Here is a 23,363-nt window from a genome sequence, read left to right on the forward strand (position 1 = left end):
AAGCGGGGACAGCGGGGAGAAGCGATGGCCGTGCCTGGAGACCCACCCAACGGCACCCCCGAGGGCATCGGCGGGGGCGACGACGAGTTCCGGTCGGACGAGTACCGATCGGTGGTGTTCGACGAGGACTTCGTCCGGGCTGCCCGGCTCCAGGAGTTCTCCGCGCAGGAGCGCATGGGCGAGCACGCCCCCGCCGTGCGCAGCCGCTCCATCTGGTCGAGCGGCGCCTCCACGTCCCGGACCAGCACCCCCGGGCGCGGCGCCCGGCAGGGCATGCTGCTGGTGCTGCTCATCGCCACGGCCTTCGCCGTCGCCGTCTACATGGGGCTGCGCAACCCCTACGTCCCCCCGCCCGGGGGCCCCGCCCAGGCGCTCAGCGCCACCGTCGTCCCGCTCGCGCCGACCACCACCGTGCCCGGCGGGCGGCCCACCGATCTGTACGCGCAGAGCCCCGCCGCCGACTACCGGGTCGGCGCGTCCGGGATCACCCTGCCCGCGGTGCGCCGCACCCACCACTTCACCGACGTCCAGGTCGTCACCGCGCTGTCCATCGCCAAGGACTACCTGGTGCAGTCCTCGCTGGACCCCGACGTCCTGGCCGGAACGGCCACCCGGCCGGTGCGGGTCCTGCTCGACCCCGACCAGCTGGAGCAGTTCGACCGCAGCATGACCTCGCCCTCCGGCGACGGCCGGCACGCGGCCACCGGCTGGCTGGTCCGCTTCGACCCGGCCACCGCGGTCGTGGCCGACTCCCGCGTCCGGGTGAACGGAACCCTGGCCTTCGCGGAGGTGGCCCCGGACGTGCTGGAGGTGCTCACCGACCACACCTTCGTGTACGCCGTGCGGCCGGCCACCGGAGCCCCGGCCGCGGTCGACGGCGCCTCGCTCTTCACCGTCCGGCGCGAGCTGCGGCTGCGCTTCGACCGCGACGACCTGGGCGCGCGGCGGCTGGAGGTGGCCGCGGCCTATGTGCTGGCCGGGCCCCAGGACTGCTCCAGCGACCCGGCCGCAGGCTTCCGGCCGGTGCCGGCCGGAGCCGGGCCCACCACGGTGGGCCCGGCCGCGAGCGACCCGTACGCCAGCGGCCAGCCGCGGCGCGCGGCCGGGCTGTGCGGCGTGATGGCGCCGCCCGCGACCCCGCGGGCCGCTCCCGTCAGCCCTGCTCCGTAGCCCCGCCCTTGTCGGTCGCCGCGGAGCCCGCGGCGGATCCGCTGCCGGCGCCGGCGCCCGTGAACTTGTCCCGGAGCTTGCCGCCCAGGTCGCTCGCGCCGCCCGCGATGTCGCCCACCAGCTTGAACAGCGGGTCCTTGCTGCTGCGCACCGAGTCGGCGTAGTGCGCGGCCGACTCCCGGAAGGAGTCCGTGACCGAGGTGTCCTTGTCCTCCTCGCGGCGCGGATAGTGGCCGTCCATGATCCGCTGGTAGTCCCGGCTCTCCGACCACTTCTTCAGCTCGGCCGCCCGGACCGTGGTGAAGGGGTGCGTGCGGGGCAGCATGTTCATGATCTTCAGGACGGAGTCGCGCAGGTCGCCGCTCGACTCGTACTCCTCGGCCTGGGCCAGGAAGGCGTCCACGTTCATCTCGTGGATGTGGTTGCCGCCGGCGAGCTTCATCAGACCGCGCATCGAGGCCTGAAGGTCCTGCCCCACGAGCAGTCCGGCCCGGTCGGCCGAGAGCTCCGACTTGCGGAACCACTCGCGCAACGCGGCGACGATCGTCATGATCGCCACATTGCCCAGCGGGATCCACGCGACCTTCAGCGCCAAGGTTGTCAGGAAGAGCAGGATCGTGCGGTAGACGGAGTGCCCCGACAGCGCGTGGCCCACCTCGTGGCCCACCACCGCCCGCATCTCCTCCTCGTCGAGCAGCTCGACGAGGCTCGTGGTCACCACGATGATCGGCTCGTCCAGCCCGATGCACATGGCATTGGGCCTCGGGTCCTGCTGCACGTACATCTGCGGGACCTTCTCCAGGTCCAGGATGTAACAGGCGTCGCGGAGCATCGCGTGCAGGTGCGGGAACTGGGTCTCGCCCACCCGCACCGAGTCCGACAGGAACAGCAGCCGAAGGCTCCGCTCCGGAAGCAGCCCGCTCAGGGCCTTGAACACCGTGTCGAAGCCGCTCAGCTTGCGCAGCGCCACGAGGGCGGAGCGGTCCGCCGGATGCTCGTACGCGCGCGAAGAGATACCGGGGAACCTCCTGCGGTCCCGCGCCGGTACCTTCTCGAATCCTGTTTCCGTCATGTGCGCCCTCCCCTGGATCGACCTCTTGACCGTGCGTCTATCCTCTCCAACGCCTGAGTCGGCGTGAGCGTGCCCCAGGCCCCCGCATACGATGTGAGCGAAGTCTCCGCCCGCTCCCCGACTCGATAGGTACCTGCCTGATGAGCCTCTCCTCCACCGCCCACAACCTGGTCGTCCTCGCCTCGGAGGGGGCCGAGCAGCACGGCGGCAACCACGACAGCCTGAACCCCTACCTGACCGGCGGCGCCGCGTTCGTCATCCTGATGCTGATGCTCTGGGTCACCACCCGCCTGAACCGCGACCGCTGAGTCCGCGCAGACCGCCGAGACCGCTGCGTCCGCCGGGCCAGTAGGCTCTGCGCTCATGGGAGAGCAGGAGATGCCTACCGGTCCGGTCAAGCGCCGGCTCGGAGTGATGGGCGGGACATTCGACCCGATCCACCACGGACACCTGGTGGCCGCCAGTGAGGTGGCCGCCCTTTTCCACCTCGACGAGGTGATGTTCGTGCCGACGGGCGAGCCGTGGCAGAAGTCCCAGCGGGCCGTCTCGCCCGCCGAGGACCGCTACCTGATGACGGTCATCGCCACGGCCTCGAACCCCCAGTTCTCGGTGAGCCGCATCGACATCGACCGCGGCGGGCCGACGTACACCATCGACACCCTGCGTGACCTGAAGGCGCTGAACGACGACGCCGACCTGTTCTTCATCACGGGTGCCGATGCGCTCGCACAGATCCTGACCTGGCGAAACGCCGACGAGCTGTTCTCGCTCGCGCATTTCATCGGAGTCACCCGGCCGGGCCACGTCCTCACCGACGACGGGCTGCCCGAGGGGGGCGTCTCCCTGGTCGAGGTACCCGCGCTGGCGATCTCGTCCACGGACTGCCGCGCGCGGGTCGCCAAGGGCGATCCTGTCTGGTACTTGGTGCCGGACGGCGTGGTGCGCTACATCGACAAGCGTGAGCTGTACCGGGGAGCCTGAGCTTCCGGAGAGAGGGGCCCCGCGGTGAACGACCGACAGGATCCGTACGACCCGTATGCCGCCCACGAGCAGCAGCTCATCGGCTACGACCCGTACGGGCGGCCGGTGTACGGCCAAGTGCCCGCGCAGCCCGCCCAGCCGGCTCCGCCCGCCCCGCAGTACGAGCAGCAGCAGTACGGCTACGACTACCAGGGATACGACCAGCAGCCCCGGCAGCCGCAGCCGCAGCAGCAGTACTACCCGCAGCAGCCGGCCGCCCAGGACTACGGGCAGCAGCAGTACCCGCAGGCGCCCGCCCACGGGTACGAGACGCAGCAGACCCAGCAGGTCCAGCAGACCCAGCAGCAGTGGATCCCGCAGCAGACCGCTCCGGAGCCCCCGGCCCCCGCCGAGCGGCCGCCCGCGCAGGTCCCCGAGCCGCGCCGGCCCGATGGCGAGTCCGAGGCCGGGCGGGACTACCGCACCGAGATGTTCGCCTTCATCGACCAGCCGGACGAGGACTCCGAGGACGTCATCGACTGGCTCAAGTTCACCGAGAGCCGGACCGAACGCCGCGAGGAGGCCCGCCGCCGCGGCCGCAACCGGGTGGTGGCGCTGATCGTCGTCCTCGCCCTGTTCGCCGTCGGCGGCCTCGGCTACCTCTGGTACGCGGGCAAGCTGCCGTTCCTGGACGGCCCCGGGCAGAAGGACGCCGCCGCGGCCGTCGACGCCGGGGCGCAGAAGCGGGACATGATCGTCGTCCACGTGCACAACACCAAGAAGGGCGGCAGCTCCTCGGCGCTGCTCGTCGACAACGTCACCACCAAGCAGGGCGCCACCGTCCTGCTGCCCAACGCCCTCGGCGTCACCCACCAGGACGGCACGGCGACCGGGCTCGGCAAGGCGGTCGAGGAGGGCAGCCTCGGCACCCGCGAGGCCCTCGACTCCGTGCTCGGCACCCACATCGGCGGCACCTGGCGCCTGGACACCCCCTTCCTGGAGAACCTGGTCGAGCTGGTCGGCGGCATCGAGGTCGACACCGACACCGCGGTCCCCGCCGACGACGCGGCCAAGGCCCCGGCCGTGGCCCAGGGCCAGAAGCAGAGCCTCAGCGGCCCGATGGCCGTCGCCTTCGCCACGCACCGCGGCGAGGGCGAGCCGGAGGCCAAGCAGCTGGAGCGGATGGGCAAGGTGCTCCACGCGGTCCTGCGCAAGGTTCCGAGCGACCCGAAGGCGGCGGCCGTGACCGTCGAGAGCATCGGCCAGATCCTCGACCCGGCCCTGAACGCGCAGACCCTCGGAGCCCTGCTGTCCCGGCTCGGCCAGCACGCCAAGGGGGGCGCGTACCGCACCGACGTCCTCGCGGTGAAGCCGGACGGCACGCTGACGGACGACGCGAACAAGAAGGTCGTCAAGGAGGTGCTGGGCGGCTCCGTCGCCGAGGCGCAGCCCGGCGCCGCTCCGCGCGTCGGCCTCAAGAACGCCACCGGCGACGAGAAGTCGCAGATCGCGGCGAAGGCGGCGCTGATGAACGGCGGCTACACCTTCGTGGACGGCGGCAAGGCCGACAAGACCGCGCCCGCCACACAGATCACCTACCAGGACGACGCCCAGCGGGACCGTGCGATCGAGGTCGCGAAGACGCTGGGGCTGCCCGAGACGGTCGTGAAGAAGGGCGAGAACGCCGTGAACGCGGAGGTCGTGGTGATCCTGGGCAAGGACTACAAGGCGTCCTGACCGGGTCCTGACCGGGCCCTCGTCCCGGTCGCGTCCCGGTCGCGGCCCGGCCCCGGGACGGCCCCGGGACGTGCCGTCGCCCGCGCGGAACGTTCCGCGCGGGCGGTGTCGGCGGTACATGAGACCCTTGTAAGGATCTGCCCGCCAACCCGAAAGCATGGCCAGTGACCGCCACGGACCGCTCCATCGAGCTCATCACCGCCGCCGCCCAGGCCGCGGCCGACCGGCTCGCGCACGACATCATCGCGTACGACGTCAGCGACGTGCTGTCGATCACCGACGCCTTCCTGCTCGCCTCGGCGCCCAACGACCGCCAGGTCAAGTCGATCGTCGACGAGATCGAGGAGCGCCTGCTGAAGGAGCTCGGCGCCAAGCCGGTGCGCCGCGAGGGCGACCGCGACGCCCGCTGGATCCTGCTCGACTACGTCGACATCGTCGTCCACGTCCAGCACAGCGAGGAGCGGGTCTTCTACGCGCTGGAGCGCCTGTGGAAGGACTGCCCCGAGATCGAGCTTCCCGAGGACGCCAAGCTCACCATCGGCAAGGCCGAGGAGCACGCCAAGCTGCGCGAGGCGGCGGGCGACGACGAGTTGGACGGTGATCTGTTCTGAGCGCGAGCAATCCGGGCAAGTCCAGCAGGAAGATCGTCCTCTGGCGGCACGGCCAGACCTCGTGGAACCTGGAGCGGCGCTTCCAGGGCTCCACGGACATCGAGCTGACCGAGGCGGGTGTGGCGCAGGCGCGCCGCTCCGCGCGGTTGCTCGCCTCGCTCAAGCCGGATGCCATCGTGGCCTCCGACCTCCGACGCGCCGCCGACACGGCGTCCGAGCTGGCCGCCGTCACCGGGCTGCCCGTGGAGCACGACGCGGCGCTGCGCGAGACGTACGCCGGCGAGTGGCAGGGCCTCACGCACGACGAGATCCTCGCGAAGTACGGCGAGCAGTACGCGGCGTGGAAGCGCGGCGAACCGGTCCGCCGCGGCGGCGGTGAGCTGGAGACCGAGGTCGCCGACCGCGCCGCGCCGGTGGTGCTGGAACACACCGGCCGACTGCCGCAGAACGGCACCCTCGTCGTGGTCAGCCACGGCGGCACCATCCGTACGACGATCGGGCGCCTGCTGGGCCTGGAGGCGTACTCCTGGGAGGCCCTGGGCGGGCTCTCCAACTGCTGCTGGTCCGTCCTCGGTGAGGGCGCGCGCGGCTGGCGTCTGATGGAGCACAACGCCGGCACACTGCCCGAACCGGTGCTCGGCGACGACGACTGAGCAGCTCCCTGCCGCTCCTTGCCGGGGCTGCCACCCGGATTTCACTTTCCGGCTGGTCACAGGCTAGAGTTCTTCTTGTTCGCAGCGCGGAACACCGGAGACGGGGGGAGCGCAGCGGAGAGCGGGGCTATAGCTCAGTTGGTAGAGCGCCTGCATGGCATGCAGGAGGTCAGGAGTTCAATTCTCCTTAGCTCCACAATCAGGATCCCGTCCCCAACAGGGGGCGGGATCCTTGTTTTTGTACCCTTTGCGTTTGCTGACCTGGCGCGCACCGGCATGGCAGAATCGGACCGCCGGAGGGGGTCACGACGGCCCGACGCGGGAGGGAGTCGCTGACGGATGGGTGCACACCGGCGCCGGTGCGACTGGTGCAACAACGGCACGCCGATCGTGCGGGACATGGACCCGGTCAACTCCGACTACCAGTACTGGTGTGAGGAATGCGCGCGGGCGTTGATCATAAAAGGCGACCCGATCGAGACGTACCGGGAGCTGGAAGGGGAGCCGATCTACGGTCGGCTGCTCGACGAGCACTGCACGCTCAAGCGGTTCTATCAGTTCGCTAGAGCCTGACAAGTTGGACCAAATCGGACATGGCCCGCGGTCGGTGGAAACCGATTTTTGGACCAGGGCCATGACCGTGTAATGTTTGGGACGTCGCCAAGGGGAACCGGCAAGGGAAACCGAAGCGACAGGCAGAACAAGGGGCTATAGCTCAGTTGGTAGAGCGCCTGCATGGCATGCAGGAGGTCAGGAGTTCAATTCTCCTTAGCTCCACAGTGAAGAAGCGGGCCACCCGGATCGGGTGGCCCGCTTCTCGTTATGCCCGGTTTCCGAGGCCGCGCGCGTGGAACGGCCGAGCGTCGGCGGGGGCCGCTGCGGTACCCTGGCGCCATGCGTGCCGTACGCCTTCTGCTTACCGAGCCGCGCTGATCAGTACCGACCCCTTCGAGACGGTCGGCCTCGGCGCGGCGCCCCCTCCTGTGCGAGGGGTTTTTTCGTTTGGGCAGGCAGAGACGGCAGAGACGATCGATGGAGCTTCAGAAATCATGAGCGAGACGAACACCCCGGCCCCCGAGGCGGCCGAGGCGCACCGTTACACGGCTGCCATGGCCGCCGACATCGAGGCACGCTGGCAGGACGTATGGGACGCGCAGGGCACGTACGAGGCCCCGAACCCGTCCGGTGACCTGGCCGGGACCGATCCGGTTCAAGCGGCCGCGGTGGTCGCACGGCCCAAGAAGTTCATCATGGACATGTTCCCGTACCCGTCCGGTGCGGGGCTGCACGTCGGCCACCCGCTCGGGTACATCGCCACCGACGTCTACGCCCGCCACCAGCGGATGACCGGCCACAACGTCCTGCACACCCTGGGCTTCGACGCCTTCGGCCTGCCGGCCGAGCAGTACGCCGTGCAGACCGGCACGCACCCGCGCGTGTCGACCGAGGCCAACATCGAGAACATGAAGGTCCAGCTGCGCCGGCTGGGTCTGGGCCACGACAAGCGGCGGTCGTTCGCCACGATCGACCCGGACTACTACAAGTGGACCCAGTGGATCTTCCTGCAGATCTACAACTCCTGGTATGACGCCGACGCGCAGAAGGCCCGGCCGATCGCCGAGCTGGTCGCCGCCTTCGAGGACGGCTCCCGTGAGGTTCCCGGCGGCCGTGACTGGGCCGCGCTGACCGCGGGCGAGCGGGCCGACGTCCTGAACGAGTACCGGCTGGCGTACTCCTCGGACGCGCCCGTCAACTGGTGCCCCGGGCTGGGCACCGTACTGGCCAACGAGGAGGTCACCGCGGACGGCCGGTCCGAGCGCGGCAACTTCCCCGTCTTCAAGTCCAAGCTGAGCCAGTGGAACATGCGGATCACCGCGTACGCCGACCGGCTGCTGGACGACCTGGACGCGCTGGACTGGCCCGAGGCCATCAAGCTGCAGCAGCGCAACTGGATCGGCCGCAGCGAGGGCGCGCGCGTCGACTTCGCGCTGGGCGACGAGGCGATCACCGTCTTCACCACCCGTCCGGACACCCTGTTCGGCGCCACCTACATGGTGCTGGCGCCCGAGCACCCGCTGGTCGAGAAGTTCATCCCGGCCGCCTGGCCCGAGGGCACCCACGACGTGTGGACCGGCGGGCACGCCACGCCGGCGGAGGCCGTCACCGCCTACCGCAAGCAGGCCGCCTCGAAGTCCGACGTCGAGCGCCAGGCCGAGGCCAAGGACAAGACCGGTGTCTTCACCGGCGAGTACGCGGTCAACCCGGTCAGCGGCGACAAGGTCCCGGTCTTCATCGCCGACTACGTGCTGATGGGCTACGGCACCGGCGCGATCATGGCCGTTCCGGCGCACGACGGCCGCGACTTCGAGTTCGCGCGCGCCTTCGAGCTGCCGATGCGCTGCGTCGTGCAGCCGTCGGACGAGCGCGGCACCGACCCGTCGACGTGGGACGACGCCTTCGTCTCGTACGACGCGAAGCTGGTCAACTCGACCGGTGAGGGCATCTCGCTGGACGGCCTGGGCGTCGTCGAGGCGAAGGCCGCGATCACCGACTGGCTGGCCGAGCGCGGCATCGGCGAGGGGACCGTCAACTTCCGGCTGCGCGACTGGCTGTTCAGCCGCCAGCGCTACTGGGGCGAGCCCTTCCCGATCGTCTACGACGAGGACGGCGTCGCACACTCGCTGCCCGCGTCGATGCTGCCGCTGGAGCTGCCGGAGGTCGAGGACTACTCGCCGCGCACCTTCGAGCCGGACGACGCGAACTCCAAGCCGGAGACCCCGCTGTCGCGCAAGGCGGACTGGGTCGAGGTCGAGCTGGACCTGGGCCGCGGCGAGGGCGTCAAGCGCTACCGGCGCGAGACCAACACGATGCCGAACTGGGCCGGTTCCTGCTGGTACGAGCTGCGCTACCTGGACCCGACCAACTCCGAGGCGCTGGTCGACCCGGCGATCGAGCAGTACTGGATGGGCCCGCGCGAGGGTCAGCCGCACGGCGGTGTCGACCTGTACGTGGGCGGCGCGGAGCACGCGGTGCTGCACCTGCTGTACGCGCGCTTCTGGTCGAAGGTGCTGTTCGACCTGGGTCACGTCTCGTCCGTCGAGCCGTTCCACAAGCTGTTCAACCAGGGCATGATCCAGGCGTACGTCTACCGCGACGAGCGCGGCTTCCCGGTCTCGGCCACGGAGGTCGAGGAGCGGGACGGCAAGTTCTTCTTCGAGGGCGAGCCGGTCAAGCGCGAGCTGGGCAAGATGGGCAAGTCCCTGAAGAACGCCGTCACGCCGGACGAGATCTGCGAGGAGTACGGCGCGGACACGCTGCGCCTGTACGAGATGGCGATGGGTCCGCTGGACGTCTCCCGTCCGTGGGACACGCGGGCCGTGGTGGGCCAGTACCGCCTGCTGCAGCGGCTGTGGCGCAACATCGTCGACGAGGAGACGGGCGCCGTCACCGTCGTCGACGGGGAGCCCGCCGAGGACACGCTGCGCGCGCTGCACAAGGCGATCGACGGGGCCGGCGCGGACCTGGCGGGGCTGCGGTTCAACACCGCCATCGCCAAGATCACCGAGCTGAACAACGCCCTGACGAAGGCGGGCCGGCCGCTGGAGCGCTCGGTCGCCGAGCGCCTGGTGCTGCTGGTCGCCCCGCTGGCCCCGCACATCGCGGAGGAGCTGTGGCACCGCCTGGGCCACAGCGACTCGGTGGTCCACCAGGACTTCCCGGTCGCCGACCCGGCGTACGTCGTGGACGAGAGCGTGACGTGCGTGGTGCAGGTCAAGGGCAAGGTCAAGGCGCGGCTGGAGGTGTCGCCGACGATCACGGAGGCGGAGCTGGAGCAGCTGGCCGTGACCGACGAGGGTGTCGTGGCGGCGCTGGGCGGCGCGGAGATCCGCAAGGTGATCGTGCGCGCGCCGAAGCTGGTGAACATCGTCATCTGATGATCCCGCCCCCGTATGGGGGAGATCCCGTACGGGCAGGTTGGGGGTTCGAATGGAACCCCTGGCCTGCCCGGGGCGTTTACGGTGGAGGGGACGGAAAACGGCTGGCGGGGACTGGGGAAGGGACACTCATGGAGGCCGCGCTGATCATCTTCGCGCTGATGGTTCTTTTCGCCTTCCTCGGCTTGGGCGCGTACGCGACCGTCAAGGTGGTGCAGGCGACCAAGCGCGGGGTGGACCGCACGATCACGCAGGCTCGGCGGACCGTGGAGGACACCACCCTGCGCGCCAAGAGCTTCGGGCAGGTCGGGGTCGCGGGCGCGCTGGCGCAGCTGCGGCTGGACCTGCGGACGTCCATGCGGTCCACGCAGCAGGCGCTGCACGACGGCGTCCGGGTGGACGCCTCGCTGAGGGAGTCGATCGCACTGTTCGAGCGGCTGAGCGCGCACGGACACGAGCTGGACGACGAGCTGAAGCGGCTGGAGCAGGATCCGGACCGCCAGCGGATCGCGGACAGCCTGCCCGACCTGCGCGAGCGGACGGCCAAGATCACGCAGGCCTCCGAGTCGCTGCGGTGGGCCGCGCGCGACCGCGCGCGGCGCTTCGCGGAGGACGACCTGTCCACCCTGTCGGCCCAGATCGAGGTTGAGTCGGACGCGCTGCGGGACTGGTCGCGGGAGTCGGTGGACCACCTGGCGGCGGCGGCCGCGGAATGGGACGCGGTGCAGGCTCGGGCACAGGCCTCCGGGGACGCTCAGGGGAATGCCGAGGGGAATGCTCAGGGGCAGTCCTCCGGACAGTCTTCGGCCGCGGGCGGGTGGGGCGCGGAACAGCAGCAGCCGGCCCTGAACCCGGCCGCCCCGGCGCCCCAGTACCCGTGGCAGAAGACGCGCCGGCCGGAGAGCACGACCTGAGGTGCGGCGGGGCGACCTGAGGTGCGGCGGGGCGACCCGAGGTGCGGCGCGGCGGGCGAGGCAGAGCGGGGCGCGGGAGGGCGCGCGGTACGGCGAGTGAGGCCCGCGGGCAGGGCGTACCTCTGCGTGCCTCCTGAGAGCCGCCTGTGTGCCTCCTGGGTGCTTCTTGCGCGGCGCGGCGAGGCGGTTCGGGCAGGCGAGGGGCCGTCGGCGGGTGCTTCGGCGCGGGCGGCCGACACGCCCGTGCCGTAGGCTCTGGCCGCTGTCCGGGGCCGTGCCGACCGGCAGGACGGGGCCCAGGCTGCCGTCCTGCCCCCACTGGCGGTAACCTCCGGCTCATGTCCCGCCATGTCGCCATCGTCACCGATTCCACGGCCTACCTGCCCCAACCGGCCATGGCGCGGCACGGAATCACCTCCGTCCCGCTCACCGTGGTGCTCGGAGGCGAGGCGCTCGAAGAAGGCACCGAGATCTCGGCGCGCAGCCTGGCCCTGGCCCTGCAGAAGCGTCGCTCGGTCACCACCTCGCGCCCCAGCCCGGAGGAGTTCGTCCAGGCCTACCGCGCGGCCGCGGACGCCGGGGCGACCGGCATCGTGAGCCTGCACCTGTCCGCCGAGTTCTCCGGCACCTACGACGCCGCCGTGGTGGCCGCCAGGACCGCGCCCGTGCCCGTCCGCGTCGTGGACACCGGAATGGTGGCGATGGCCCTCGGCTTCTGCGCGCTCGCCGCCGCCGAGGTGGCGGAGGCGGGCGGTTCCGTGGACGAGGCGGTGGCGGCCGCGGAGAAGCGGGCGGCGGACATGTCCGCGTACTTCTACGTCGACACCCTCGACTACCTCCGCCGCGGCGGCCGGATCGGGGCGGCGCAGGCCCTCCTCGGCTCGGCCCTGGCGGTGAAGCCCCTCCTGACGCTGGACGGCGGGCGGATCGAGATGCTGGAGAAGGTGCGTACGGCCTCCAAGGCCATCGCCCGCCTGGAGGAGCTGGCCGTCGAGCGCGCCGGTTCCGCGCCGGTCGACGTGGCGGTGCATCACCTGGCGGCCCCGGAGCGGGCCGAGAAGCTCGCCCAGCGGCTTCGCGAGCGCATCCCCGGCCTGGTCGAACTGCACGTCAGCGAGGTCGGCGCGGTGATCGGCGCACACACCGGGCCGGGACTGCTGGCGGCGGTCGTCTCGCCCCGGTGATCACCGGAACGAGTGGCGCGGTTATCCACAACGGGGTTGTTGTCCACCGGAATTGAAGGCTCCGAACGGCGTTCGGGATCGGCCCCTACGGTCGTGACATGACTCTTCGCACGCGTACTTCGCATCCGTCGGGCGCCACCAGCGGCCCGGGCCGCCCCCGTCTCTCCGACAGCCGTCTTTCCGACAGCCGTCTCCGCCACCGACGTGCCCGCCGGGCCGCCGTACCGGCCCATCCGGATCCGGGCGCGGTCCGCCGCCGCGCCGAAGCCCTGCTGGGCGGCAGCAGCCCGCCATCGGATCCTGCAGGGCCGGATCCTGCAGGGCCGGATCCTGCTCGGCCGGAGGATGATCCGAGCCCGGAGCCGGACCCCTGGACCCTGGCTGAGCCGGACCCTCGGCCCTCGGCTGAGGCGGATCCCCGGACCCCGCCTGACGGGGAGGTCCGGTCCCGGCCCGAGCGGGATCCCGAGGCGGATGTCCGCATCCCCCAGGGGGCGGAGGCTCGGGGTCTGTCCGGGGCGGATGTCCGGACGCCGCGCGATGAGGTCGCCGGGCTGTCTTCCGGGGCCGTGCGGAGGCTGGCCGTGCGGGAGCGGCTGCCGGTGTGGTTGCAGGCGCGCTGTGGGGTGGAGCCGCGGACGGTGGTCGCCGTCGGGGTGGTGCTGGTCGTCGCCGTCGGCTTCGCCGGGCAGCAGTACTGGTCGGCCCGGCCGCGGGCGGTGAGCGTCCCCGCAGTGGTCGCCCCGGGGGCCGTGCCGGCCGCGGCCACGGCGCCGGCCGCGGGAGGGGGCGCCGGTGGCGCCCCGCGGATCGTCGTCGACATCAGCGGCAAGGTCCGGGATCCCGGCGTGCGGCGGCTGCCCGCCGGCTCGCGGGTGGAGGACGCGCTGGCCGCCGCCGGGGGAGTGCGCCCGGGCACGGACACCAGCGGGCTCAACCGGGCGCGTGTGCTGGTGGACGGAGAACAGGTGCTGGTCGGCGCCCCGGCGCAGCCACCACCGGGCGGGGCCGCCGGAGGCCCGAGTCCGGGCCCGCTCAGTCTGGGCTCGGCCACGGTCGCGCAGTTGGACGGCCTTCCCGGGGTCGGGCCCGTGCTGGCGCAGCACATCGTCGACTTCCGCACCGCCCGCGGCGGGTTTCGTTCCGTGGACGAGCTCCGCCAGGTCAACGGCATCGGGGAGCGGCGCTTCGCCGACCTGCGGACGCTGGTGCGGCCGTGAACCGCCCCGAGGGCCCGGGCCCGGTGGATCTGCGCCTCGCGGTACCGGCCGTGGCCGCCTGGGCGGCCGCCGCGCTCGCCCTGGACGCGCCCGCCCGCCGGACCGCGGTCGGGGTGGGGCTGGGGGTGGCCTGCGCGGGGGCGCTGATGCTGGCCGGGGGGCGGCGCCCTGGGCCGCTGTGGAGGGTCGCCCCAGCCGTCGCGGCAGCCCTGCTGTGCGCGGCCGCCGGAGCCGGCGTGGCGGGGCTCCAGCGGGCCGAGGCGCGGGCCGGTCCGGTCGCGGGGCTGGCGCGGGAGCACGCCCGTGTCCTCGCGGAGCTCACCGTCGGCTCCGACCCGAGGACCGCCGGCAGCGGGAGCGGGCCGCCGGTCGTGATGCTGGACGCGGTGGTGACCCGGGTGACCGGGCCCGACGGGAGGAGCACCCGCGTGAAGACGCCGGTCCGGGTGCTGGCCGGACATGCGGGCTGGACCCGGCTCCAGCCCTCCACCCGGGTGGTCGTGGTCGCCCGGCTGGCCCCGGCACGGGGCGGGGAGCATGCCGTGGCGCTGCTCCGGCCGGCCGGTGACACCCCGCCCGGGGTGACCGCCGGCCCGGACACCGCGCAGCGGCTCGCGGGGCGGCTGCGGGCCGGGCTGCGCGAGGCCACGGAGGGGCTGCCGCCGGATGCCCGGGCCCTGCTGCCGGGGCTGGTCGTCGGGGACACCTCCCGGGTTCCGCCCGATCTGCACGAGGCCTTCAGGGCCACCGACCTGCTGCACCTGCTGGCCGTCTCCGGGTCGAACCTGACCGTGGTGCTGTTCCTGCTCATTGGTCCTCCGGCCCGCGCCCAGCAGGCCGAGCGCCGCGGGCTGGCGCCGCGGCTCGGGCTCTCACTGCGGATGACCGCCCTGTGCGGAGCGGCCCTGACGCTGGCGTTCGTGGTGGTGTGCCGGCCGGAGCCGAGCGTGCTGCGGGCGGCGGCCTGCGGGGCGGTCACCCTGCTGGCCCTCGCCACCGGGCGGCGCAGGTCCCTGATCCCGGCCCTGGGCGCCGCCGTGCTGCTGCTCGTGCTCTACGAACCGTGGCTGGCCCGCAGTTACGGCTTCCTGCTCTCCGTCCTGGCCACCGGGGCGCTGCTCACCCTCGCTCCCCGGTGGAGCGAAGCCTTGCAGCGGCGCGGGATGAGGCCCGGGCTCGCCGAGGCGCTGGCGGCCGCGGCGGCCGCCCAGGCCGTGTGCGCGCCCGTGGTCGCCGTCCTCGCCGCCCGGGTCAGCCTCGTGGCGGTGCCGTGCAACCTGCTGGCCGAGCTGGCCGCAGGTCCGGCTACGGTCCTCGGCTTCGCCGCGCTCGCGGCCGCCCCGCTGTGGATGCCCGCCGCGGAGGTGCTCGCGTGGTGCGCGGGAGTGCCGGCCGGGTGGATCGCGGCCGTGGCCCGGGCCGGGGCGCGGATTCCGGGAGCGGAGCTGCCCTGGCCGGGCGGGCTGACCGGCGGCCTGCTGCTGGCCGTCGCCATCCTGGCCGTCGTGGGCCTCGGCGCGCGGCTCCGGCGGCGGCGGCGGTGGCTCTGCTCCGCGCTGGCGGTGCTGCTGCTCCTTGCCGTGCTGAGGCCGCCGCAGCTCACCCGTACGCTCTCCGGCTGGCCTCCGCCCGACTGGAGCTATGTCCAGTGCGCCGTGGGGCAGGGTGACGCCGCCGTCCTCGCCGTCGGCCCCGGCGAGGCCGTGGTGGTCGACGCCGGTCCGGATCCCGGCCCGGTGGACGACTGCCTGCGCGCCCTGGGCGTGCGGCGGGTGCCGATGCTCCTGCTGACGCATTTTCACGCGGACCACGTGGGAGGCCTGGCCGGGGTTCTGCGGGGCAGGTCCGTCGGCGTGATCCAGGTCACCGGGCTGGAAGAGCCGCCGGGGCAGGCCGAATTCGTCCGTCGGACCGCGGCCGCCTCCGGCGTGCCGATCGTGCGGGCGGCGCAGGGGGAGCGGCGCCGGGCCGGGCCGTTCGCCTGGCAGGTGCTCTGGCCGCCGTCGGCCGGGCTGCCCGAGGGGCCCAACGACGCGAGCGTCGCCCTGCTGGTACGCGGCGCGGGCCTGACCCTGCTCCTGCTCGGAGACCTCGAACCACCCGCACAGCAGGCACTTCTGAGGGAACATCCGCAGCTGGGTCCGGTGGACGTCCTCAAGGTCGCCCACCACGGCTCCGCGCACCAGGACCCCGAGCTGCACGCCCGGATCCGGCCACGGCTCGCGCTCGTCCCCGTCGGGGCGGGCAACCGCTACGGACACCCGGCGCCGCGTACGCTGGCCCGGTTGCGGGCGGTCGGCGCGACCGTACTGCGCACCGACACCGACGGCTCGATCGCCGTCAGCGGAGGGGGCGTTGGACTACGGGCATTTCCGGCCGATCGGGGGCGGAGGCGGCGCGGGCATACCGGGCGCGACCGCTCTGTTTGCCCACAACCCGACAGCATGATCGAATGCGTCTTCGCCAGAGCGGTCCAAGTCCACACAGCACGGGGGTGCATCAGTCATGTTCGGTCGCCGACGGGGGATGGAGTCGGCCGGAAATTCCAGCCCGCACACTTCCGCGACACTGACGCTGCCGCCGACGGCGCGTCTGCTCAGCTGCAGGGTCCTCGACACGGTCCACCAGCCGGTCCGGCAGGCCACGTTCGAGGTGACCGACCCGATCGGCCGCCGGATCGTCGGCGGCGAGACCGACCCGTACGGCGGCTTCACGGCGGCCGTGCCGGAGGGGGAGTACCGGCTCTCCGTCACGGCCGAGGGGTACGCGCCGTTCCACGGGGTGACGCTCGTGGGGGACCCGGCGCAGCCCGGCACCGCGGAGATCATCCTCGACGCCGTGGAGCCGCCGCTGCTGCCTCAGCCCGGCCACTGGGAGCTCGACCCGACGCACTCGTCCATCGGCTTCACGGCCCGGCACATCGGCCTGGCCCGGATCCGCGGCCGGTTCAACACGTTCGCCGGCGCGGTACGGATAGCCGAGCGCATGGAGGACTCCTCCATGCACGTGATCATCGATGCGGCGAGCATCGACACCGGGGTACGGCTGCGGGACGACCACCTGCGGTCGGGGGACTTCCTGGACGCGGTCCGGCACCCCACGGTGGAGTTCTACAGCGAACGGTTCATCCACCGCAGCGGCAGCCGCTGGGCCGTCGCGGGCGCCCTCACCCTGCACGGGGTCAGCCGGTCCGTCACCCTGGACACCCGGTACCTGGGGCTGGGCACGGGCATGGAGGGCGAGGTGCGGGCCGCCTGCCGGGCCACCGCGGAACTGCACCGCGAGGACTTCACCCTGAACTGGCAGTCGATGCTGGCGCACGGGATCGCGGCGATCGGTTCGAACGTGGACGTGACGCTGGACGTCCAGATCGTGCACAAGGCCTGATCGCGGACGCTCCCGGAGGGAGCTCAGGGGGCTTCCAGCCAGCCTTCGTACTCGGCGGCGAGGTCGTCCAGCGAGGTGCTGTCGAGCCGTTCGTTCGGATCCTCGACGACCACCAGCCACTGGGCGTCCTCGGCGTCGTCCTCGCCGGCCAGTGCGTCGCGGACCAACTGCGGTTCCTCCGGGAGCCCGAAGCGGTCGACGGCCTCCCGCGCCACCTCCTCGGCGGCGTCGCGGTCGGGCAGGACGAGTACATGTCGCACGTTCACCCGGACATTCTCGAGTACGCGGCGGAGGCGGCCGCCGGGCGGGGGGCTGTCAGTGCGGCGTGGGATGCTGGAGGCGATGGCCACCAGGAAGAATTCCACCGACGATCTGCTCGCCCCGCTCACCCTCGCGGTGGGGCAGGAGGAGCTGCTGCTCGACCGTGCCGTGCGGGAGGTGGTGGTGGCCGCCCGGGCCGCCGATGCCGACACGGACGTCCGGGACCTCGCCTCCGAGCAGCTCCAGCCCGGCACGCTGGCCGAGCTGACGAGCCCCTCCCTCTTCTCCGAGCGCAAGGTCCTGGTCGTGCGCAACGCACAGGACCTGTCCGCGGACTCGGTGAAGGAGGTCAAGGCCTACCTCGACGCGCCCTACGAGGAGATCGTCCTGGTCCTCCTCCACGCGGGCGGGGCCAAGGGCAAGGGCCTGCTGGACGCGGCGCGGAAGGCGGGCGCGCGGGAGATCGCCTGCCCGAAGATGACGAAGGCGGCGGACCGGCTGTCGTTCGTTCGCGGCGAGTTCCGCACGCTGGGCCGCTCGGCGACCCCGGAGGCCTGCCAGACCCTGGTCGACGCGATCGGCAGCGACCTGCGGGAGCTGGCGAGCGCGGCGGCGCAGCTGTGCGCGGACGTCGAGGGAACCATCGACGAGGCCGTGGTCGGCCGCTACTACACGGGCCGGGCCGAGGCCTCCAGCTTCACGGTCGCCGACCGGGCGGTGGAAGGACGTGCGGCCGAGGCCCTGGAGGCCCTGCGCTGGTCCCTGTCCACCGGGGTGGCGCCGGTCCTGATCACCAGCGCCCTGGCCCAGGCGGTGCGCGCGATCGGCAAGCTGGCCTCCGCCCCGCGCGGGGCCCGCCCGGGCGACCTCGCCCGGGACCTGGGCATGCCGCCGTGGAAGATCGACCGGGTCCGCCAGCAGATGCGGGGCTGGTCGGCGGACGGCGTCTCGGACGCGCTGCGCGCCGTGGCCGCCGCCGACGCGGGAGTCAAGGGCGGCGGTGACGACCCCGAATACGCGCTGGAGAAGGCGGTCGTGGCGGTGGCCCGCGCGGCCCGCCCGCAGCGCCAGTAGGACCCGTCCTGCCGGCGGCCCGGGCCCGGCTCACGCGCGTACGACCCGGTACGAGTCGCGCTTCTCCGCTGTGCGATGCGCGGCACCATGACGCGGGCTCGGCCGACGCAGCCCCGGTAGGCATGCCCCGGCCCTGCCCGGGGTGGGCGCCCCGGGCCGGGGCCAGAATGGGCCATGGCCATAGCCATGGCATGGGCCGCGGTGGGGGAGAGGCGGCCCTGCCGGCGCCCGTCCGGCGCCTGATCGTCCGCAGCCGGGAAGCCGGCGAGGTGCGCTCCGCCCCATACGCGGACTGGCTGGTCAGCGTCGTCTACAGCCTCGTCCACGCCGCCCGGCGGACGCCCCGAGGTCCTGACCTCGACGGTCCTCGCCACCGGCGCTGCCGGGACGCGGCGGGGCCCGGATAACGCGAAGGCCCCGGCGCCACCCTGGGGAAGGGTGGCGGCCGGGGCCTTCGGTCACTGCTTCGGTTGCGCCGCACCCGCGTGGCGAACGCTTCGTGTGCGGCGCGGGGTGCCGGTCGGGAGCGGGAGAGAGGGCCCGCTGGATCCCTGCCCGGCGATCACATCAGGGAGCTCAGCCCTGCAGGGAGGCAACCTTGGAGGCCAGCGCCGACTTCTTGTTGGCGGCGGCGTTCTTGTGGATGACACCCTTCGAGACAGCCTTGTCGAGCGCACGCGAGGCGGCGCGAGAAGCCACGGTGGCCTTCTCGACGTCACCGGCGACGACGGCCTCGCGGGCCTTGCGGATCGCGGTCTTGAGCGAGGACTTGACGGCCTTGTTGCGCAGGCGCGCCTTCTCGTTCGTCTTGTTCCGCTTGATCTGGGACTTGATGTTCGCCACGAAAGAGCCTTTTCAGGTTCAGAGTTTCATCTTCGGATTGTGTCCCGACAGCTGAGAGGGCATACGAGACACAGCTGCCCAGGCTACCAGGCGCGCTCCTGGCGGCCCAAACCGAGCGCACTGCCCCGTCCATGGGACCATGGGAGTCTGCGTATAGATCCGACTGCGCGCCGCCGAGAGCGACGGGAGCCGGACTTTCGCCCCGACCGACGCTCCGCAAACGCTTTCCGACTGCGACCCGAGAATCAGGACACTGCGTGCCCGCGATCCCCAGCCACGTGCCCGAGCCGAGCCGTACCGACCCGGCGCTGATCCGCAACTTCTGCATCATCGCGCACATCGACCACGGCAAGTCGACCCTTGCCGACCGGATGCTCCAGCTCACCGGTGTGGTCGACCAGCGGCAGATGCGCGCCCAGTACCTCGACCGCATGGACATCGAGCGTGAGCGCGGCATCACGATCAAGTCCCAGGCGGTCCGTCTGCCCTGGGCCCCCACCACGGGCGAGGGCCTGGGCACCACCCACGTCCTCAACATGATCGACACCCCCGGGCACGTCGACTTCACCTACGAGGTCTCGCGCTCCCTCGCCGCGTGCGAGGGCACCGTCCTCCTCGTGGACGCCGCCCAGGGCATCGAGGCCCAGACCCTCGCCAACCTGTACCTGGCGATGGAGAAGGACCTCGCGATCGTCCCGGTCCTGAACAAGATCGACCTGCCGGCCGCCCAGCCGGAGAAGTTCGCCGAGGAGCTCGCGAACCTGGTCGGCTGCCAGCCGGAGGACGTGCTGCGCGTCTCGGCGAAGACCGGTCTCGGCGTGGACGCACTGCTCGACAAGATCGTCGCCACGGTCCCGGCCCCGGTCGGCCCCAAGGACGCCCCGGCCCGCGCGATGATCTTCGACTCGGTCTACGACTCGTACCGCGGTGTCGTGACCTACGTCCGTGTCGTCGACGGCCAGCTCAACAAGCGCGAGCGCATCCGGATGATGTCGACCGGCGCCACGCACGAGCTGCTGGAGATCGGTGTCTCCTCCCCGGAGATGACCCCGGCCGACGGCATCGGCGTCGGCGAGGTGGGCTACATCATCACCGGAGTGAAGGACGTCCGTCAGTCCAAGGTCGGTGACACCATCACCAGCCTGCACAACGGCGCGACCGAGGCCCTCGGCGGCTACAAGGACCCGCGTCCGATGGTCTTCTCCGGCCTGTACCCGCTCGACGGCTCGGACTACCCGGACCTGCGCGAGGCCCTCGACAAGCTGCAGCTCAACGACGCCGCGCTGGTCTACGAGCCGGAGACCTCGGCGGCGCTCGGCTTCGGCTTCCGCGTCGGCTTCCTCGGCCTGCTCCACCTCGACGTGGTGCGCGAGCGCCTGGAGCGCGAGTTCGGTCTCGACCTGATCGCCACCGCGCCGAACGTGGTCTACCGGGTCGTCATGGAGGACGGCAAGGAAGTCTCCGTCACCAACCCGAGCGAGTTCCCCGAGGGCAAGATCTCGGACGTGTTCGAGCCGGTCGTCCGGGCCACCCTGCTCGCGCCCTCCGAGTTCATCGGCGCGATCATGGAGCTCTGCCAGCAGCGCCGCGGCACCCTCCTCGGGATGGACTACCTCTCCGAGGACCGCGTCGAGATCCGCTACACGCTCCCGCTCGCGGAGATCGTCTTCGACTTCTTCGACCAGCTGAAGTCCAAGACGCGCGGCTACGCCTCCCTGGACTACGAGCCCACCGGCGAGCAGTCCGGCAGCCTGGTCAAGGTCGACATCCTTCTCCACGGCGACAAGGTCGACGCCTTCTCCGCCGTCTGCCACAAGGACGCCGCCTACGCCTACGGCGTGCGCCTGGTCGCCAAGCTGCGCGAGCTCATCCCGCGGCAGGCCTTCGAGATCCCGATCCAGGCGGCCGTCGGCTCCCGCGTCATCGCCCGCGAGACCATCCGCGCCATCCGCAAGGACGTCCTCGCCAAGTGCTACGGCGGTGACATCTCCCGTAAGCGGAAGCTGCTGGAGAAGCAGAAGGAAGGCAAGAAGCGGATGAAGATGGTCGGCTCCGTGGAGGTCCCGCAGGAGGCCTTCATCGCCGTCCTCTCCAGTGACGAGTCCAGCGGCAAGAAGAAGTAGCAGCCCCGCCGTCACCCGACGAGAGCAGGCCCCCGCGCACCGACGCGGGGGCCTGTTTCGTTATGAACCGGCCGCTTGCGAGCTCTTACGCGCACGCCGGACGGCCTCTAGTCTGATCACTGCTCGACGGTTACTCGCCAGTTTAAAGAGTCAACGGCTGTAAACCCGCCAGTCCCAAGCGCCCCCCAAGCGCCCCACGCCCACGCACTGCCGCGTGGATCGGTCCGGAGGATGTCGTGAGCGACACACAGACCTATCTCGAGAACCGCCCGCCCAGCGTGGCGGTGCTCTTCCTTGAGCGCGTCGCAGCGACGCCGAACGACGAGGCCTACCGGTTCCCGGTGCCCTCGACCGGCGGCCCGGGCGCCGCCGACGACTGGAAGTCGCTCAGCTGGGGCCAGGCGGCCGAGCGCGTCTTCGCCATCGCCGCCGGGCTGATCAGCCTCGGCATCCAGACGGAGGAGCGCGTCGCGCTCGCCTCCAACACCCGCGTCGAGTGGATCCTCTCCGACCTCGGCGTGATGTGCGCCGGCGGCGCGGTCACCACCGTCTACCCCAGCACCAACGCGGACGAATCGGCGTTCATCCTCGCGGACTCCGAGAGCCGGGTGCTCATCGCCGAGGACGCGAAGCAGCTGGCGAAGGCGCGCGAGCGCCGCGCCGACCTGCCGAAGCTCGCCCACGTCGTGGTCCTTGAGGCCGCCGACGCGGTCGCCGCCGAGGGCGACCCCGAGGGCTGGGTGCTCTCGCTCGCCGATCTGGAGGCGCGCGGCAGGGAGTACCTCGCCAAGCACCCCGAGGCGGTGAAGGAGCGGATCGCGGGGATCACCGCCGACCAGCTCGCCACCCTCATCTACACCTCCGGCACGACCGGCCGCCCCAAGGGCGTCCGGCTGCTGCACGACAACTGGTCGTACCTGGCCAAGGCCATGGTCGCCACCGGTCTGATCGGCAAGGAGGACGTCCAGTACCTGTGGCTGCCGCTGGCCCACGTCTTCGGCAAGGTGCTGACCTCCGGGCAGATCGAGGCCGGGCACGTGACCGCGGTCGACGGCCGGATCGACAAGATCATCGAGAACCTGCCGATCGTGCAGCCGACGTACATGGCCGCCGTTCCGCGCATCTTCGAGAAGGTCTACAACGGTGTGGCCGCCAAGGCGCGTGTCGCCGGCGGCGCCAAGTACAAGATCTTCCAGTGGTCGGTCGGCGTCGCCCGCGAGTACGCCAAGGTCACGCAGGACAACTTCCGCCGCACCGGCCAGGCGAGCGCCCCCTTCGGCCTCACCACCAAGCACAAGATCGCCGACGCGCTCGTCTTCTCCAAGCTCCGCGATGCCTTCGGCGGCAAGCTGCGGGCCGCCGTCTCCGGCGCCTCCGCCCTGGCGCCCGACATCGGCTACTTCTTCTCCGGCGCGGGCATCCACATCCTCGAGGGCTACGGCCTGACGGAGTCCAGCGCGGCCTCCTTCGTCAACCCGGGCGAGGCCTACCGCACCGGCACCGTCGGCAAGCCGCTCCCCGGCACCGAGGTCCGCATCGCCGACGACGGCGAGGTCCTGCTGCGCGGTCCCGGCATCATGCAGGGCTACCACGGGCAGCCCGAGAAGACCGCCGAGGTCCTGGAGTCGGACGGCTGGCTGCACACGGGCGACATCGGCGAGCTCTCGGCCGACGGCTACCTGCGCATCACCGACCGCAAGAAGGACCTGATCAAGACCTCGGGCGGCAAGTACGTCGCCCCGGCGGAGATCGAGGGCCAGTTCAAGGCGATCTGCCCGTACGTGTCGACCATCGTCGTGCACGGCGCCGACCGGAACTTCTGCTCGGCCCTGATCGCCCTCGACGAGCCGTCGATCCTCGGCTGGGCGGCGGACCACGGGCTGGAGGGCAAGACGTACGGGGAGGTCCTGGCGGCGCCGGAGACCACCCGCCTGATCGAGACGTACGTACAGACCCTGAACGAGGGCCTCCAGCGCTGGCAGACGGTCAAGAAGTTCCGGCTGCTGCCGCGTGACCTGGACGTCGAGCACGGCGACCTGACGCCCAGCCTGAAGCTGAAGCGGCCGGTGGTCGAGCGTGAGTTCAAGCACCTGATCGAGGAGATGTACGAGGGGTCGCGCGAGGCGTAGCGCTTGCCGCGGGCTTGGCGGGGCGGGGCGGCTGGGCCGCCCCGCACACCCCGCCCCTCCCGGGCGGGCCCCGGTGGTGGGGCCGGCGGG

At 71.9% G+C, this 23,363-nt stretch carries 18 protein-coding genes, 2 tRNA genes and 1 pseudogene; 18 read left to right on the forward strand and 3 right to left on the reverse strand.

Annotation, left to right across the window (positions count from 1 at the left end; translation table 11 throughout):
* The first annotated feature begins 24 nt into the window (after positions 1-24).
* Positions 25-1,170 (forward strand): SCO2583 family membrane protein, encoded by a 1,146-nt coding sequence (locus OG534_RS24740; protein WP_326590806.1) that lies wholly within the window; start codon positions 25-27, stop codon positions 1,168-1,170.
* Here OG534_RS24740 and OG534_RS24745 read toward each other — a convergent pair.
* Positions 1,154-2,242: a M48 family metallopeptidase gene (locus tag OG534_RS24745; protein ID WP_326590808.1), complete on the reverse strand. Its 1,089-nt coding sequence runs from the start codon at positions 2,240-2,242 to the stop codon at positions 1,154-1,156. The two genes, OG534_RS24740 and OG534_RS24745, sit on opposite strands and share 17 nt — an antisense overlap.
* A 140-nt stretch (positions 2,243-2,382) precedes the next feature.
* Between OG534_RS24745 and OG534_RS24750 the strand changes: the two genes are divergently transcribed.
* The 14 genes and pseudogenes from OG534_RS24750 (at position 2,383) to OG534_RS24815 (ending at position 16,843) form a co-directional block, all read left to right on the forward strand.
* The gene (locus OG534_RS24750; protein WP_037631388.1) at positions 2,383-2,550 is read left to right on the forward strand and encodes a hypothetical protein; all 168 of its coding nucleotides are present in this window, start codon (positions 2,383-2,385) and stop codon (positions 2,548-2,550) included.
* 55 nt (positions 2,551-2,605) lie between these two features.
* The gene (gene nadD / locus OG534_RS24755; RefSeq protein ID WP_326590815.1) at positions 2,606-3,223 is read left to right on the forward strand and encodes a nicotinate-nucleotide adenylyltransferase; all 618 of its coding nucleotides are present in this window, start codon (positions 2,606-2,608) and stop codon (positions 3,221-3,223) included.
* 24 nt (positions 3,224-3,247) lie between these two features.
* Positions 3,248-4,939 (forward strand): LCP family protein, encoded by a 1,692-nt coding sequence (locus OG534_RS24760; RefSeq protein WP_326590817.1) that lies wholly within the window; start codon positions 3,248-3,250, stop codon positions 4,937-4,939.
* A 164-nt stretch (positions 4,940-5,103) separates the two neighbouring features.
* Positions 5,104-5,550, forward strand: coding sequence for a ribosome silencing factor (gene rsfS, locus OG534_RS24765; protein WP_030008628.1), 447 nt, complete (start codon positions 5,104-5,106; stop codon positions 5,548-5,550).
* The gene (locus OG534_RS24770; RefSeq protein WP_326593813.1) at positions 5,547-6,203 is read left to right on the forward strand and encodes a histidine phosphatase family protein; all 657 of its coding nucleotides are present in this window, start codon (positions 5,547-5,549) and stop codon (positions 6,201-6,203) included. Before rsfS ends, OG534_RS24770 begins: the two co-directional genes overlap by 4 nt.
* Positions 6,204-6,326: 123 nt before the next feature.
* Positions 6,327-6,399: transfer RNA gene (locus OG534_RS24775), tRNA-Ala, on the forward strand.
* A gap of 143 nt (positions 6,400-6,542) precedes the next feature.
* Positions 6,543-6,776: a hypothetical protein gene (locus OG534_RS24780; protein ID WP_267718557.1), complete on the forward strand. Its 234-nt coding sequence runs from the start codon at positions 6,543-6,545 to the stop codon at positions 6,774-6,776.
* A gap of 131 nt (positions 6,777-6,907) precedes the next feature.
* Positions 6,908-6,980, forward strand: a tRNA-Ala gene (locus OG534_RS24785).
* 272 nt (positions 6,981-7,252) lie between these two features.
* Positions 7,253-10,138 (forward strand): leucine--tRNA ligase, encoded by a 2,886-nt coding sequence (gene leuS / locus OG534_RS24790; RefSeq protein ID WP_326590822.1) that lies wholly within the window; start codon positions 7,253-7,255, stop codon positions 10,136-10,138.
* A gap of 131 nt (positions 10,139-10,269) precedes the next feature.
* Positions 10,270-11,052 (forward strand): hypothetical protein, encoded by a 783-nt coding sequence (locus OG534_RS24795; protein WP_326590823.1) that lies wholly within the window; start codon positions 10,270-10,272, stop codon positions 11,050-11,052.
* Positions 11,053-11,390: 338 nt separating this feature from the next.
* On the forward strand, positions 11,391-12,236 hold the full coding sequence (locus OG534_RS24800; protein WP_326590824.1) for a DegV family protein: 846 nt from the start codon (positions 11,391-11,393) through the stop codon (positions 12,234-12,236).
* A 626-nt stretch (positions 12,237-12,862) separates the two neighbouring features.
* On the forward strand, positions 12,863-13,456 hold the full coding sequence (locus tag OG534_RS24805) for a ComEA family DNA-binding protein (protein WP_326590825.1): 594 nt from the start codon (positions 12,863-12,865) through the stop codon (positions 13,454-13,456).
* Between the two features lie 146 nt (positions 13,457-13,602).
* Positions 13,603-15,825, forward strand: a pseudogene (locus OG534_RS24810) (ComEC/Rec2 family competence protein); the annotation flags it as partial.
* A 136-nt stretch (positions 15,826-15,961) separates the two neighbouring features.
* Positions 15,962-16,843, forward strand: coding sequence for a YceI family protein (locus tag OG534_RS24815; protein ID WP_398562552.1), 882 nt, complete (start codon positions 15,962-15,964; stop codon positions 16,841-16,843).
* A 23-nt stretch (positions 16,844-16,866) separates the two neighbouring features.
* Here OG534_RS24815 and OG534_RS24820 read toward each other — a convergent pair whose 3' ends face one another.
* On the reverse strand, positions 16,867-17,109 hold the full coding sequence (locus OG534_RS24820) for a hypothetical protein (protein WP_326590826.1): 243 nt from the start codon (positions 17,107-17,109) through the stop codon (positions 16,867-16,869).
* A gap of 76 nt (positions 17,110-17,185) precedes the next feature.
* Between OG534_RS24820 and holA the strand changes: the two genes are divergently transcribed.
* Positions 17,186-18,178, forward strand: coding sequence for a DNA polymerase III subunit delta (holA, locus tag OG534_RS24825; protein WP_326590827.1), 993 nt, complete (start codon positions 17,186-17,188; stop codon positions 18,176-18,178).
* A 576-nt stretch (positions 18,179-18,754) separates the two neighbouring features.
* On the opposite strand, the gene rpsT is transcribed toward holA, so the two are convergent.
* Positions 18,755-19,021 (reverse strand): 30S ribosomal protein S20, encoded by a 267-nt coding sequence (rpsT, locus tag OG534_RS24830; RefSeq protein WP_326590828.1) that lies wholly within the window; start codon positions 19,019-19,021, stop codon positions 18,755-18,757.
* A 257-nt stretch (positions 19,022-19,278) separates the two neighbouring features.
* On the opposite strand from rpsT, the gene lepA reads away from it, so the two are divergent.
* Entirely contained in the window at positions 19,279-21,144 is a 1,866-nt protein-coding gene (gene lepA, locus OG534_RS24835) for a translation elongation factor 4 (RefSeq protein ID WP_326590830.1), read from the forward strand.
* 236 nt (positions 21,145-21,380) lie between these two features.
* On the forward strand, positions 21,381-23,273 hold the full coding sequence (locus OG534_RS24840; protein ID WP_326590831.1) for an AMP-dependent synthetase/ligase: 1,893 nt from the start codon (positions 21,381-21,383) through the stop codon (positions 23,271-23,273).
* Positions 23,274-23,363: the final 90 nt, after the last annotated feature.

The sequence above is a fragment of the Streptomyces sp. NBC_01294 genome (genome assembly GCF_035917235.1).
Lineage (GTDB): Bacteria > Actinomycetota > Actinomycetes > Streptomycetales > Streptomycetaceae > Streptomyces > Streptomyces caledonius.

Bases quoted from the DNA above. Each gene is read 5' to 3' on its own strand.
- OG534_RS24740 (WP_326590806.1), top strand. From the start codon at position 25: ATGGCCGTGCCTGGAGACCCACCCAACGGCACCCCCGAGGGCATCGGC.
- OG534_RS24745 (WP_326590808.1), bottom strand. From the start codon at position 2,242: ATGACGGAAACAGGATTCGAGAAGGTACCGGCGCGGGACCGCAGGAGG.
- OG534_RS24750 (WP_037631388.1), top strand. From the start codon at position 2,383: ATGAGCCTCTCCTCCACCGCCCACAACCTGGTCGTCCTCGCCTCGGAG.
- nadD (WP_326590815.1), top strand. From the start codon at position 2,606: ATGGGAGAGCAGGAGATGCCTACCGGTCCGGTCAAGCGCCGGCTCGGA.
- OG534_RS24780 (WP_267718557.1), top strand. From the start codon at position 6,543: ATGGGTGCACACCGGCGCCGGTGCGACTGGTGCAACAACGGCACGCCG.
- leuS (WP_326590822.1), top strand. From the start codon at position 7,253: ATGAGCGAGACGAACACCCCGGCCCCCGAGGCGGCCGAGGCGCACCGT.
- OG534_RS24795 (WP_326590823.1), top strand. From the start codon at position 10,270: ATGGAGGCCGCGCTGATCATCTTCGCGCTGATGGTTCTTTTCGCCTTC.
- OG534_RS24800 (WP_326590824.1), top strand. From the start codon at position 11,391: ATGTCCCGCCATGTCGCCATCGTCACCGATTCCACGGCCTACCTGCCC.
- OG534_RS24815 (WP_398562552.1), top strand. From the start codon at position 15,962: ATGTTCGGTCGCCGACGGGGGATGGAGTCGGCCGGAAATTCCAGCCCG.
- holA (WP_326590827.1), top strand. From the start codon at position 17,186: ATGGCCACCAGGAAGAATTCCACCGACGATCTGCTCGCCCCGCTCACC.